Origin of the sequence: Streptomyces mangrovisoli, assembly GCF_000974985.2 — a bacterium.
In the GTDB taxonomy this organism is placed as follows: Bacteria; Actinomycetota; Actinomycetes; order Streptomycetales; family Streptomycetaceae; genus Streptomyces; species Streptomyces mangrovisoli.
In genome coordinates this window covers 14094-28033 of sequence record NZ_LAVA02000016.1, presented here as the reverse complement: position 1 = coordinate 28033, position 13940 = coordinate 14094, and the positions used below count along the sequence as shown (strand labels likewise).

Below are 13940 nucleotides of genomic sequence, written 5' to 3'. Positions count from 1 at the left end.
GCGGGGATGCCTGGCCGACGTGCCTGCCCTCGAAGGCGCTTCAGGCCCCTGTCTGCAAGCAGTGCGAGCGAGGCCTGATACGGTCCCCGACGTGACGGGTGCACGGTGGTGGCCGAACGTGGGACACGGCAGCTAGGGATGTCCGAGCCGTCGAGCCTGCTGGCCGTGTTCGCGCATCCCGACGACGAGTCCCTGTGGGCGGGCGGCGTCATCGCCCGCCACGCTGCGGCGGGAGCCCGGACCGCTGTCGTCACGGCCACCTGGGCCGCCGGCACGCACCGCGCCGCCGAACTGGCCGACGCCACTCGCGCCCTCGGGGCCGGTGAACCGCTGCTCCTCGGGTACGCCGACGCCCGCGTCCCCGAGTCGGCGCCGGGCCGTCCGCGCCTGCTCGACGCGCCGCTCGACGAGGCCGTGGGCGCCCTGGTGGCGCACCTGCGGCGGTTCCGCCCGCGGATCGTCGTCACGCACGACGCCTACGGCGGCCTGACCGGGCATCCCGACCACGTGCACACCCACCGGGTGACCGCGCTCGCGGTGCACGCGGCCGCGCACGAGCGGCTGTACCCCGAGGCCGGAGCGCCGTGGCGGGCCGGTGCACTGTACCTGGCCACGCACCCGCACTCGGCGGTGGACACGCTGACCGGGTTCGCCGCGGCGGGCAGGGCACTGCGCACCGTCCCGGACGAGTGGGTCGCCGCGGCGGCCGACGTCCGCCCCTGGCTGGAGCAGAAGTGGGCCGGCGTTCAGGCGCACCGCTCGGAAGTGGCCCGGGGCGCCGCACCGGGGCTGCTCGCCTCCCTTCCGGCGGCCGACCGGGAGCGGCTGCTCGGCACCGAGTGGTACATGCGCTACGACGGCGTCGCCACCGACACGGCGGGCGGGATCGCGAACGAGCTCACCGGCTAGCTGGACGGGGTCCCTCTGCGCCGGCTCTTCGCCCTCCACCGCGGCCGGTCTCCTGCGCCTCATGGACCCCGCGAGGCATGATCGTCCCCGGCCCGCCCGCGGGCCCCCGCTCCAGCCTGCGACTTCGTATCACTGCAGGATCACCGCGGCAATGCGACAGTGAAACCATGAGCCGTCACCGACGCCCGTCGCGGCGGGCCTGGTGGATAGCGGGCGGCGCCGCCGTCCTCGTTCTCGGCGGCACCGGAACCTGGCTGCTGCTGCAATCGGACACGGGCACACCCCACTCGGCGGCGACAGCTCCCAGCACATCCGCATCGACAACGGGACCGTCGCAGACAACCGAGCCGCAGACCCCCACCTCAGCGCCCTCGACACCCCGGCCGACCTCGACCCCGACCGCGAGCGCGACATCCCGCTCCCCTCAGCCGACGTCCTCCACAGCCCGCCCCACGCACCACACGGAGGCCTCCTCGGAGGCGGCCCGCCCGCATACCGCTCAGCCGACACGGCCGTCGCCGACTCCCTCGCACACGCAAACACACACGCCGACGCACACGCACACGTCCACGCACACGTCTCCCGCGCCCACACGCTCCCAGCCGGCGCCACGGCCCTCCCGGACCACGACACGGCCCGCCACGAGCGCCCCCGCCCCACGCACCAGCCCGTCGACGGCAACGCCTCGCCCCGAGCCCAGCGGGCCGGTCACCACCACCTGGTACACGTCCCCCACCGCTGTCGCCGCCGCGCAGCGCATGGCCTTGGCCCAGACCGTCGGTGACCCCGCATGTTCCCTGGCCTCGGCAGGTCCTCCCGACCCGAGCCTCATCCCCCACGTGAGCCGGATCGGCATCGGCAACGCGGGAAACTACTGGTGCCTCATCTGGTGAGGCCGGGCATCCAGGAGGGGACCCGGGCCTACGCCGCGACGTCGAGCCCGGCGAAGGATGCGAGTTCCGGCCGGCCCGACGGTGTGGAGTGAGGCACCCAGGACGCCAGGCAGCGCGGTTCGAACAGTTCGTCGGCCACGAGATTGACCGCGCCGGACAGCCCCGCCTCGGTCCCGAGGGACGAGCGCTCGATGCGCAGGCGGCGCGTGGCAAGGGGAAGGGACCGGCGCCGTACGGTCTCCCTGATCTGGGTGAGGATCGTGTCGCCCGTGCTGATGGCGTTGCCGCCGAGCGCCACCCACCCGGGGTTGTAGAAGCTCACGAGGGTGGCCAGCGTGCTGCCGATCAACTTCCCGGCATTCACGAGGAGTTCCTTCGCCGCGACGTCCCCGAGCTCCGCGGCTGACGCGATGTCGGCGGCGGTCAGACGACCTCGCTGCTCCAGCACTCTGGCCAGTTCGTCGCTCCGGTCCGTTTCCGCGAGGCGTCGGCCCTGGGCGGCCAGGGCGGCCCCGCCCGCCAGCGCCTCCAGACAGCCGGTGTTGCCGCACCTGCACGTCACGTCCTCGCTCTCGGACACGGTGACATGACCGATGTCGCCCGCGCAGCCCTCGCTGCCCCGGTGCAGGCGTCCTCCCGAGACCAGGCCCGCCCCGATTCCGGTGCCGACCTTGACGTACAGCAGGTTGCGGACCCCGGCGGCGGCAGGGTTGGCCCGCAACTCGCCCAGGGCCATCAGGTTCACGTCGTTGTCCACCCAGGTGGGCGCGTTCCATGTGCGCGCGAAGCGTTCGCGGATGGGATACCCGTCCCATCCCGGCATGATGGGCGGCACCACGGGCAGTCCGGTGCTGAACTCCACGGGGCCGGGCACGCCGACCCCCACGCCCCACACGCTCCCGCCCGAGGACCTGGCCAACAGCGTGCCGACGAGTTCCTCGACCCTGCCGAGGACGCCGTCAGGGCCGAGTGCGACGTCCGCGGGTTCCATCACCCGGTCGAGGATGCGGCCGGAGAGGTCGGCCAGGCCCACCTTGAGGAAGGTCGCGCCGATGTCGACGCCGACGATCAGGCCGGCTTCGGCCCGTAGGCGCAGCCGGCGTGGCTGCCGTCCGCCGGTGGACGGTCCGACGCCGGCCTGGGTGATGAGTCCGGCGCCCTCCAGCTCCGCGATCCTGGCGGTGACGACGCCGCGCCCCAGCCCGAGGTGCCGGATCAGTGCAGGCTGGGTCACGGCAGCGTTGGAGCGCACGGCTCGCAGGACCGCGGCCAGGCTTTCGGCCTGTTCACTCGGCACTCTGTCTCCTTCGGTCGACAGCCGCGGGCAGGGCTTCGCCATGGGCCGGGGCTGGAGCGAACCTTTACGCGTCGAGAGGACAGGCGTCAACGTCGTCGGCCCGGTCCGGGCGGCGCGACACGTGGGAGGAATCCGCAGCGGCTCTGTCGGGCAGTCTCCGTCCGCGTCGCTCGACAGCACGCTAGTCGATCTCCCTCGACACCACGCACCCCGGCTCGCGCAACCGTCATGACCCTGCTGGGTCGCCGTCTGCGGCTGTGGCGGTCACCCGGACGCCGATCCGACTCGACCTGAACAAACGTCACGCGTCAGGCGGTGAGCGCGCAGCCGGCGGCCGCGCACCACCGCGACCTGACGATCCGTCAGTCACGGATTGTCAGCAGGATTGTCGGCAAAGGCATTGACTTTTGCATGCGACTCGCCAAAGTATGTGGTCGCCGTCACGAAGGCGTGTCCGGATCCTGCAGGGAAAAGGCGGACATCCATGACGTCATCCCTACTTGCGTGCATTTCGTCCCCTCAAGGAGCATCCGGTGAGTACAGCGCGTAGACGAGCCCCCGACGCCGACGAGGCCCCGCCCGAGGGCGCGGCGCAGCCCCCGCAGGCCACCGAGGCGTCGCCCGGCGCGGCTACGAAGGTGGCCATCGCGGCGGAACATGTCGGCAAGAGGTTCGGCCACGTGGAAGCCCTGCGCGACGCGTCCCTTCGCGCGGAGCGCGGTCAGATCGTGGCGCTCTTCGGCGACAACGGGGCGGGCAAGTCGACGTTCCTCCGGATCCTCCAGGGCATCCATCAGCCCGATGCCGGCCGGCTCGTCGTCGACGACCAGCCGGTCTCCATGACCTCGGTGCGGGACGCGCAGGCACTGGGCGTCGACACGGTCCACCAGGATCTCTCCCTCGCGCCCGACCTCAGCGTGGTGGACAACATGTTCGTCGGCCACGAGGTGCTGCGGCGGGGGCCGCTCGGCCGGATGGGAGTCCTGGACCGACGGGAGATGACGGAGCGGACCGAGGCCGCGCTTCGTGAGCTCTCGATCAACCTTCCGTCCCTGACCGTGCCCATCAGCGACCTGTCGGGCGGACAACGGCAGGCGGTCGCCGTGGCCCGTGCCGTCATGTGGTCGAGCACCGCGGTTCTGATGGACGAACCCACCGCGGCGCTCGGCGCACGGCAGTCGGAGCTCGTCTGCGATCTCATGCGGACCGTGGCGGGCCGGGGACTCGGTGTCGTGGTCGTCTCCCACGACCTTCCCCGCATCCTCGCCATCGCGGACCGGGTGGTCATCCTCTTCCGCGGACGTACCGCGCTGGACGTACCGGCCGCGGACCTCACCGTCCCCGACGTGGTGGCGACGATGGTCGGCTACGGCCAGGAAGAGAGTGCGGCGTGAGCACCCAGACCCAGGCCCCGCCAGACGGGGCGTCCTCGTCCGTCGACACCCGGGCCGTGGCCGTCAGACCTCTCTGGCTGCGCGTGCTCACCACCAGGGCCGCCGCGATCCTCGCCCTGGACGTCGTCCTGTTCGTCGTGTTCGCCGTCCAGTCCGGTGGCCCGTTCGCCTCCGAGGCCAACATCCAGTCGCTGCTCCTGTCGGCCACGGAAGCACTGCTCCTCGCGGTCGGGCTCGCGATGCTGCTCGGTGCGGGGATATTCGACCTCTCCCTCGGAGCCAACCTCGTCCTCTCCTCGGTGGTGGGCGCGAAGCTGATGCTCGCGGTGGCCGACCGGACACCGGACGGCGGCTACCGCAACCTGAGCACGGTCGTCGCCATCGGGGTCGTCGGCTGTCTCGTCACCGGCATGCTGTTCGGCCTCGTCAACGGCCTGCTCGTCGCCTACCTGAAGATCAACGCCCTGATCGCGACCCTGGGCACGCTCGGCATCGGGACCGGGCTCGCCTACGTGATCAGCGGCGGCGCGGACGTCGGCGGACTTCCCACCGAGATCCAGTCGGACTTCGGGCTGCTGACGTTCGGAGCGGTCCCCGTCCCCGCCGTCGTCGCCGTGGTGATCACCGCCGGGGTGTTCGTGTGCGTCCGGTACACGCGGTTCGGCTCGCGCACCCTGGCGATCGGATCCTCGCCCAGCGCCGCCGAACGCGTCGGTATCCGCGTGCCCCGCCATCTGCTGCGACTGGCCGTCCTGGCCGGTCTGCTCGCCGGCATCGCGAGTTTCATCGACCTGTCCCACTTCATCAGCACCAGCCTGAACGGCCACTCGAACGACGCCCTCAACGCCGTGACGGCGGCGGTCATCGGCGGAACCCTGCTGGAGGGCGGCAAGGTGTCCGTGCTCGGCGCCGTCTGGGGCACGGGTCTCGCCGTCATCCTCCAGGGCGGCCTGGTCATCGCGGGCGTGTCCTCCTACTACCAGCTCATGGCAGTCGGCGTGGTCCTGATCCTGGCCGTCGGCGTCGACCGCTTCAGCCACCTCCGGCGCGCACGTACCTGACCGGGCCGCCCCCGCGACCGGCGCCGACAAGGCACCGGCACCCGCCCGTCACGCCTCGGCGACGACATACCGTGCCCCGGCCCTCCTCACTGCCTCGGCGTCCCCCACGCCCCTTGGCCACCGAGCTCCGCGCGCCGGGACGAGGTCGCCACCGACGCTTCCCGCAGCGCCCCGTGCCGGCGAATCCGCCCCGAGCCTGCCAGCGATCCGCAACCCCAGCACCGACGCCGCATCCCGGCAGCCTCCTGCGCTCCGTGTCCGGGAGAGACCCGCCCGGCACCGCCGGCCAGCGACGCACGGTGATTTATTCCCGGCCACAAAGACATGCACATTCCGCATCACAGGAGTCAGAACATGAGAAGGATCATGAACCGGTCCATCACCAGCGCCTCCGTCCTCTCGCTGGCCCTCCTGGCCGGCGCCTGCGGTCACGCCGCCGGCGACACGTCCACCTCCAAGTCCGCCGACTCGGCCGGCTCGGGAGGGAAGCTGACGGTGGCGTCGGTGTACGGGCTGACGACCGACCCGTTCTGGACGACGCTCGGCTGCGGCGCCAAGACCGAGGCAGCCAAGCTCGGCGTGACCTACAAGGAGTACACCTCCGCCAACGGCGACGCTTCGTCGTACTCGCAGAACTTTTCCTCCGCGCAGGTGTCCAAGCCGGACGCCATGCTGGTCAACGCGAGCAACCCCAACCAGTTCACCAGCCAGTACAAGACCCTCATGAAGCAGGGCGTCCCGGTCGCGACCATCAACTCCGCGAAGCCCGCCACCCAGTACAAGGTCGTCGGCACCGACACCGAGAACCTGGACTTCCTCACCGAGCTGTCCGACCTCGTCCCCGACGGATCCGGCACCATGGCCATCGTCAACGGCATCCCCGGACTCGAACCCGTCGACTCCCGCCTGAACCCCGTCGTCTCCGCCATCAAGAAGGCCAACCCCGACCTCAAGGCCCTGTCTCCCCAGTACACCAACTGGGACGTCACCAAGGCCACCTCGGCGGTCTCCTCTCTGTTGATAGCCCACCCCGACCTCAAGGTGATCGTCGCCGCCGACGGACCCGACGGCCAGGCCACCGCGGCCGCGGTCAAGCAGGCCGGCAAGGCGGGCAAGGTCACCGTGATCGCGCTCGACGCGACTCCGACCGAGGTGGACGCGCTCAAGGCGGGAACGATCACCGCGCTCGTGGCGCAGTCGCCCCGGCAGATCGGCGAGCAGCAGGTCAAGACGGTCGTCGACTACCTGCGCCAAGGCAAGGACGGAGCCGTGCCCGCCTCCTCCGACAAGGTCGGTGTCCCGCAGAAGCTGCTGACCAAGAAGAACGTCTCGGACGCGGCGAACGCCGACTGGATCTACAAGACCGGCTGCTGACGCGCCGGAACGGGGTGCTGCCGGCCGACAGCGGCAGCACCCGTGGCGTGCGGCGCCTTCACCGCGGCGCGAGCCGTCCACCGCGACCGGGGGCGCGGGAGCCATGTCCGGCCCGGCCCGCCCCGCACGGGTCACGACGACCCGCCGGACTTCCCCCACCGGTCACGACGACCGCCGGACCTCCACCGGCGGTCGCCCTCCTCCACCACGATTCCCAGCAGTCACTCTCCGCTGGCAGCAGAGAAAACGAGAAGCCTCATGCACAGACCGCTTGTCAACACTTCACTCGTCTTACTCGCCCTCGTGACCAGCGCCTGCGGCAGCGAGGCGGCGGATTCCCCGTCCGCACGGTCCGCCGACGACGGAACGTTCACGGTGACGGCCGTGTACGGGCTGACCAGCGACCCCTTCTGGACGACGCTCGGCTGCGGCGCCAAGGCCGAGGCCGACAGGCTCGGCGTGAGCTACAAGGAATACACCTCCGCCAACGGTGAGGCCTCCTCGTACGCGCAGAAGTTCTCGCTCGCCAAGCAGTCGAAGCCGGACGGCCTGATCGTCAATCCGGGCGACCCCAACCAGTTCACGAGCCAGTACAAGACCCTGATGAAGCAGGGCGTCCCGGTGGTGACCATCAACTCCGCGCAGCCCGCGACCCAGTACAAGGTCGTCGGCACCGACACCGAGAACCTGGACTTCCTCACCGAGCTGTCCGACCTCGTGCCCGACGGCGCCGGCTCGATGGCCGTCATCAACGGCATCCCCGGACTCGAACCCGTCGACTCCCGCCTCGACCCCGTCGTCTCCGCCGTCAAGAAGGGCAACCCCGACCTCAAGGCCCTGACTCCCCAGTACACCAACTACGACATCACGAAGGCGACTTCGGCAGTCGCCTCCCTCCTCGCCGCTCACCCGGACCTCAAGGTCATCGTCGCGGCCGACGGACCCGACGGGACGGGCGCCGCAGCCGCCGTCAAGCAGGCAGGCAAGGCGGGCCAGGTCGCCGTCATCGCGCTCGACGCGACCCCGACCGAGGTGCTGGCGCTCAACGCGGGGACCATCACGGCGCTCGTTGCGCAGTCACCCCTGAAGATCGGCGAGCAGCAGGTCAAGACCGTCGTCGACTACCTGCGCCAGAAGAGGGACGGGACCGTCCCCGCGTCCTCCGACAAGACCGGCATCCCCCAGAAGGTGCTGACCAGGAGCAACGTCGGCGACTCGGCCGACTGGGTCTACCGAAGCGCGTGCTGACACCGCGAGCCGGCGCCTCGGCCCATCACCTCCGTGCTCCCCTCGCCCCCGAACCAAGCCTCGTGCCCACCGCATCGCGCCCCGTGCCCACCACCACATCGCAACCTGAAGTGAGTTCGCCCATGCGTCGCTTCGCCGTATCCCTGGCCGCATCCACGATGGCCTTGTCACTCGCCGGTTGTGGCGTTCTGAACACGTCGGACGACGGTGCGGACACCGACCCGTCACAGAGCTCCGACATCACGGTCGGTCTCCTGCTGCCCGAGAAGGCGAACACGCGCTACGCCCAGTTCGACCACCCCACCATCAAGAAGTGGGTCGCCTCCCTCACCAGGAACCGCGGTACGACGGACTACAAGAACGCGGACCAGGACTCGGACGTCCAGGCGTCCCAGATGCAGAAGATGATCGACGAGAAGGTCGACGTCATCCTGCTCGACGCGGTCGACTCGCACAAGATCGCGCCCATGGTGGAGAAGGCCAAGGCGGCCGGCATCCCGGTCATCGCGTACGACCGCCTGGCCGAGGGCCCGATCGACATGTACATCTCGTTCGACAACGAGCTCGCGGGCAAGCTGCAGGGCCGCGCCCTGGTCGACGCCCTCGGCTCGGACGCGGACAGCTCCGACAAGATCGTCATGGTCAACGGCTCACCGACGGACCCCAGCGCCGAGCAGTACAAGACCGGCGCCCTGTCGGAGATCTCCAGCGCGGTGACGATCGCGAAGTCCTATGACACCGACGGGTGGAACCCCGACATCGCCCAGTCCGAGATGGCCGAGGCCATCAACACGCTGGGCAAGGACAACATCGCCGGCGTCTACTCGGCCGACGACGCGATGGTGTCCGGCATCATCAAGAGCTTCGAAGCAGCGGGCGTCAGCAGACTGCCGCCCATCACGGGCCAGGACGCGGAGCTGTCGGCGGTGCAGCGGGTCGTCACCGGCCAGCAGCTCATGACCGTCTACAAGTCCTACACGGAGGAGGCCACCGTCGCCGCCCGGGCGGCCGTGCTCAAAGTCGAGGGCAAGGACATCGAGTTCGAGGCCCTGGGCCGCGACGACGTCGACAGCCCGACCGCCAAGGACATCCCCGCACACCTGGTCTCGGTGGTCGCGCTGACCCGCAAGAACATCAAATCCACCGTCGTCGCCGACCACATCTACACGGTGGACCAGATCTGCTCGGCCTCCTACGCGGCCGCGTGCTCCGCGATCGGTCTCAAGTAACCGCACCGACAGCTACGTCGAGTCCGCGACCGGGGGCGTCCGCCTCAGGAGCGGAACGTCGAGATCTCCGTGAGGAGCCTGCTCACGGCCGCCTTCAGCTGACCCGCCACTCGCTCCTCCCACCCGCTGTCGAAGGACGACTCGGGGCACACGAGCCCGATGCCGGCGTACCGCCCCGGTTCGGTCGACTGGAACGCCATCCCCATGGAGAGGACGCCGCTCTCGCTCTCGTTGCGGTTCACCCCGTATCCGACCTCTCGCACCCTCTTCAACTCCGAGAGGAGGGACGGCACGTCGGAGATCGAGTGCGGCGTCACGGCGACCGGTGGCGCCTCCGCGTAGAGGCGGCGCACCTGGTCGTCGTCCAGGCAGGCCAGGAGCGCCTTGCCCACGCCCGTGACATGCGCGGGCAAGGTGTCACCTGTCCTCAGCGCGGCTCTGATGGTGCGCCGGCTCTCCACTCCGTCGACGTACAGCACCTCGCGGCCGCGGGGCAGGGCGAGATGCGCGGTCATGCCCGTGGCCTCCGCCAGTTCCACGAGCACCGGCCTGGCCAGGACACGGATGTCCAGGGACCGCACGGCCGCCAGTCCGACATCCACGAGGGCGGGACCCGGCCGGAACGAACGGGAGGCCGGGTCCTGACGCACGAAGTCGTAGTAGGTGAGCATCGCCATGAGTCGATGTGCGCTGGAACGCGCGATGCCCAGCTCCGCGGCCACGTCGGAGAGCGCCAGGCTGCCGCCGGTCCTGAGCAGCAGCAGGATGCGCAGCGTGTTGTCGACGGACGCGATCGGGTAGGCCGGTGTCGCACGGTCTTCGAGCGGCGACATCTCGCCGAGGCGGTCGGGGGACGAATCCATGAGGTCAGCTTCCCACGACCGGATCACGGCAGAAGGCAGGGCTCCCGGGCCGCCCGCACCCGACCATGTCAGGCAGGCCCGGAGAGGTCGCGCATGACGCTGCGGAGATGTTCGCAGATCGCGTTCTCCGCAGCGGCGGGGTCGCCGGCCGCAATGGCGTCGACGATGGCCAGCTGCTCGCCGAGGGACTTCTTCGGTCCGCCGGGCCGCAGTGCGAGCTGGTACTCGTGCCTCACCAACTGGGCATTCAGTCGCGCCAGCATGTCCCTGGCGATCTCGTGTCCCGAGAGGTCGATCACCCGCTGGTGAAGCTGTTGGTTCAGTTCTGCGTAGCGGCCGACATCACCGGCGCCGACGGCCCGGGTCATCTCGGTCCCCAGACTCACCAACTCCTCACGTTCCCGTGTTCCGGCGGCGAGGGCCGCCTTCCGCGCGCAGAGCGCTTCGAGAGCGATGCGGCATTCGATGATCTCCACGGCTTCGGCCACGGGCACCACGCGCACGCGGGAGCCGCGATGCAGGGTGCGTTCCACCAGGCCTTCGCCGGCCAGGTCGATCAGCGCGGCCCGCACACTCGCCCTCGTCACGTGATGCAGTTCGGCCAGGAACGGTTCGTGCAGACGCTGCTGGGGGGCGAACTCCCCCCGCAGGATCTGCTGCCTGACCATGCCGAGCACATGGCACCTTCCGGCTTCCCCCGACAACGGCACCACTGACTCTCCACTCTTTCCTCGATGCCCGGCCGACCACTGGGGGCACGCATGTCCCGCCCCCAGTGATCAGCCGAAGCGCACGTCCGCCGCAAGGGTGCTTCCGTGGACCAGTCCTACTCGTGCGGAAGCTCCGCGAATTCCACGTACGCGGGCTGCGCCACGTCCACGGTGCCCAGCGCAGAGAGCGAGCCGTCCTCGGCATCGACCGCGTAGGCGCGGACGAGGTTCGCCGGGCGGTCGGCGACCAGGAGGAACCCACCGCCGGGCGCGAAGGCGAAGCTGCGGGCGGCGACCCCGGGATGCAGGGACGGCGCCAGCGGCACGTGGCCGAGCCGGGTCAGGCGACCGTCCGCGTCGGTGCGGAACCAGGCGAGCGAGTCCTCGCCCCGGTTGTTGACGTAGACGAACCCACCATCGGGGTGCACCCGCACCTCGGCGGGCTCGTTGAGGCCCGTGTGCCCCTTGTCCACGGTCGGGGCCTCGTCGAGCGGGGTGAGCCTGCCCGTGTGGGCGTCGAACGCGAACGCGGCAAGTGTGGAAGCGAACTCGCAGGTCACATAGGCATGGCCGGTCGTCGGGGCGAAGGCGATGTGCCGGGGCCCGGTCTGCGGGGGGAACACATGGCTCTCGACCGGTGTGAGGGTGTCCTCCCCCAGGGCGAGGACGTCGATCCGGTCGGTGCCCTTGTCGGCGACCAGGACGAACCGTCCGGAGGGGTCGACGACGGCGCTGTGGGCATGGGCGCCGGACTGGGCGTGTCCGCCGGCCTGAGGTGAGGTGTTGGGGTCGGGTCCGTGGCCGGTGCGGACGTGCACGTCGCGGAGTCCGGCGAGGGCGCCGTCCGGGCGCAGGCCGTACAGGAGCACGGTGGAGTCGTCGTACAGGTACTCGACGTCCCACCCCCCGTCGGCCGTGCGGACGACGTGTTCGACGTGGTCGAAGTCGCCGTGGTTGGCGGTGAGCAGCACGCCCCGGCCCTCGTCCAGGCACAGGTGGGTCGGCCGCGGTCCCGGTGCGGGCAGCGCGTTGACCCGGGTGAGACCGCCGTCGGGTCCGACCGCCAGCGCGTGGACGGCGGCCGGGGGCTGGACGGGGCCGCGCCCGTCGTTCTTGCGCTCGTCGACCGCGTACAGCGTGCGGGTGCCGGGAGCGTAGACCAGGTGTCCGGCCTCACGGGGTTCCGCGGAGCGGCCGAGTGGGGTGAGGGTGCGGCCGTCGCGTGCGACGTCGAGGACGGTGATGCCGCCCGCCTGCTCGTCGCCGTCGACACCGTAGGCTCCCACGAAGGCGACGAGACGCGAGGCGGGTTCGGCCGGCTGTGTGTCGGTGGTCATGCCGCGATCAGCCTCCTCAGCAGCTCCTGGTGACGGCGGACCTGGTCCACCTCGTCCATCAGGTCCTCGCGGCCCCGGTCCTGGAAGTACCGCTGGCCCTCGTACTCGGAGTTGATGTACCCGTCGAAGCCACCGGCCTTCAGCGCGCCGATCGCGGCGTCGTAGTCGATGGAGATCTCCTGGTAGCGGCCGGGCGCGCCGGGCACCTCGGACATGTTGTTGAACTTGCCGTGCACGTGGATGACGTGCGGGGCGATCTGGCGGAGCGTCTCCGCGGACGTGCGGGAGAGCATGAGCGCCTCCGCGACGGTGCGGTAGTCGATGGCCTCGGGGTCCGTGACGCGTTCGTCCGTGTACCGCTTGACGCCCTCGAACACGTCGAGCAGTTCGGGCGCGCTCTCGCCGGTGGTCAGGAAGCGGCCGAGGTCGGAGCGGAGGTTGCCGGCGGTGTGGCGGTGGACCGCGGTGAGGTCGAAGGGGGACTCTCCCCGGTGAATGGCCAGGGCCAGGTCCACGGACGCCAGCGAGGCCGTGGGCTGGGCGCCGCGGCGCTCCAGCCACGACAGCAGGACCTCGGAGGGGCGGAACTGGAAGATGCCGAGGTCGGGCACGATCCCGAGGTGCCGGGTTCCGGTGCGTTCGATGACGTCGAGGATGTCGCCGACCTCCCGGCCCTCCAGCCGCATCGGCTGGTGGATCTCCTTGCCGAGACGGATGTCGAGCTGCTCCGCGAGGGGCAGTGCGGAGACGAGGATGTCGACGGGGACGACGGACAGGACACGCACGTTGGCGAAGCCGAGGGACTTCGCCAGCCGGATGTCCTGGCGCAGCCGGTCGGCGCACTCCTCGTGGGTCATGACGTGGTCGCGGAACTGCAGGACGTCCATGCCCACGTCCATGGCGACGGGCTTGGTGCCGTAGGCCTCCATCCACGCGAACCACTGCCGGCGGAAGTCGTCGCCGGGGTCGGGGTAGCGCAGGGACATCTCGTCGATGAGCTCGATGCCGTCGGCGCCGCCGAGGTTCCGGCCGACCTCGCGGATCTGGTCCTCCAGCATGAGTTCCTTGAGGAACTGGGACTGCTGGTAGCTGTAGAGCGAAACACCGCGCTGGATGGTCATCAGTTCTTCTCCGGCTCGGTCAGGGTGAGGCGGTAGGCGACGATCTCGGGGGTCTTGTCCGACCCCGCGCCCGATCCCGGCGTGGGCGGGTTCTTGACCCACTCCTCGTCGGTCGGGAGGTAGCCGTAGGCCGCCAGGACGGACTGCTGGAAGCGCAGGGTGTGCTCGCCGGGGGCGAGGCCGCCGGGCGCCTCGACGTGCAGGACCGCCTCGTCGTCGTAGTTCCAGTGTTCGTGCACGGCGGTACGGATCTCGTCGAAGGAGCGCGGCGCCTGTCCGTTGATCTCGAAGGTCTGCCGGTCGGTGGCGTACTGGGTGCCGTCGACCTCGACGTAGTAGCCGTTGTGGAGGGAGAGGTAGCAGCCGCGGTAGTTGGCGTGGCGGACGGCCAGGGTGAAGCCGACCGTCTTCCCGTCGCGGACTTCGTTCCTCAGGCTGTCGGAGCGGATCAAGAAGTTCTCAAACATTCCTTGCACCAGGTGTGATCGTCGGGGGGGCCGGGCC

12 protein-coding genes are annotated in these 13940 nt (G+C 70.3%); 6 read left to right on the top strand and 6 right to left on the bottom strand.

The features are described 5' to 3' along the window. The first annotated feature begins 138 nt into the window (after positions 1-138). Complete coding sequence (locus WN71_RS07770; protein ID WP_046584360.1) at positions 139-909, top strand: PIG-L deacetylase family protein; 771 nt, start codon at positions 139-141, stop codon at positions 907-909. Between the two features lie 921 nt (positions 910-1830). On the opposite strand, the gene WN71_RS07760 is transcribed toward WN71_RS07770, so the two are convergent. Next, positions 1831-3099, bottom strand: a complete 1269-nt coding sequence (locus tag WN71_RS07760; protein WP_206300038.1) for an ROK family transcriptional regulator — start codon at positions 3097-3099, stop codon at positions 1831-1833. 533 nt (positions 3100-3632) lie between these two features. Here WN71_RS07760 and WN71_RS07755 point away from each other — a divergent pair. The 5 genes from WN71_RS07755 (at position 3633) to WN71_RS07735 (ending at position 9405) form a co-directional block, all read left to right on the top strand. Further along, positions 3633-4493: an ATP-binding cassette domain-containing protein gene (locus WN71_RS07755; protein WP_206300037.1), complete on the top strand. Its 861-nt coding sequence runs from the start codon at positions 3633-3635 to the stop codon at positions 4491-4493. After that, a complete protein-coding gene (locus WN71_RS07750; RefSeq protein ID WP_052742985.1) occupies positions 4490-5554 on the top strand; it encodes an ABC transporter permease in 1065 nt (354 codons plus the stop codon). Before WN71_RS07755 ends, WN71_RS07750 begins: the two co-directional genes overlap by 4 nt. A gap of 354 nt (positions 5555-5908) precedes the next feature. Then, positions 5909-6928, top strand: a complete 1020-nt coding sequence (locus WN71_RS07745) for a sugar ABC transporter substrate-binding protein (protein WP_143074804.1) — start codon at positions 5909-5911, stop codon at positions 6926-6928. A gap of 258 nt (positions 6929-7186) precedes the next feature. Next, a complete protein-coding gene (locus tag WN71_RS07740) occupies positions 7187-8176 on the top strand; it encodes a sugar ABC transporter substrate-binding protein (RefSeq protein WP_046584364.1) in 990 nt (329 codons plus the stop codon). A 122-nt stretch (positions 8177-8298) separates the two neighbouring features. Further along, positions 8299-9405, top strand: a complete 1107-nt coding sequence (locus WN71_RS07735) for a substrate-binding domain-containing protein (RefSeq protein WP_046584365.1) — start codon at positions 8299-8301, stop codon at positions 9403-9405. 44 nt (positions 9406-9449) lie between these two features. Here the strand turns inward: WN71_RS07735 and WN71_RS07730 are convergent, their stop codons facing one another. The 5 genes from WN71_RS07730 to WN71_RS07710 all read right to left on the bottom strand — a co-directional run bounded on the left by WN71_RS07730 (position 9450) and on the right by WN71_RS07710 (position 13903). Continuing rightward, positions 9450-10268 (bottom strand): IclR family transcriptional regulator, encoded by an 819-nt coding sequence (locus WN71_RS07730; protein WP_052742986.1) that lies wholly within the window; start codon positions 10266-10268, stop codon positions 9450-9452. A gap of 68 nt (positions 10269-10336) precedes the next feature. Then, positions 10337-10936 (bottom strand): GntR family transcriptional regulator, encoded by a 600-nt coding sequence (locus tag WN71_RS07725; RefSeq protein WP_046584424.1) that lies wholly within the window; start codon positions 10934-10936, stop codon positions 10337-10339. A 158-nt stretch (positions 10937-11094) separates the two neighbouring features. Then, on the bottom strand, positions 11095-12315 hold the full coding sequence (locus WN71_RS07720; RefSeq protein WP_046584366.1) for a lactonase family protein: 1221 nt from the start codon (positions 12313-12315) through the stop codon (positions 11095-11097). Next, entirely contained in the window at positions 12312-13436 is a 1125-nt protein-coding gene (locus WN71_RS07715; protein WP_046584367.1) for a xylose isomerase, read from the bottom strand. The genes WN71_RS07720 and WN71_RS07715 overlap by 4 nt, the downstream gene beginning before the upstream one ends. Then, entirely contained in the window at positions 13436-13903 is a 468-nt protein-coding gene (locus WN71_RS07710; protein ID WP_046584368.1) for a C-glycoside deglycosidase beta subunit domain-containing protein, read from the bottom strand. Before WN71_RS07710 ends, WN71_RS07715 begins: the two co-directional genes overlap by 1 nt. Between the last annotated feature and the right edge of the window lie 37 nt (positions 13904-13940).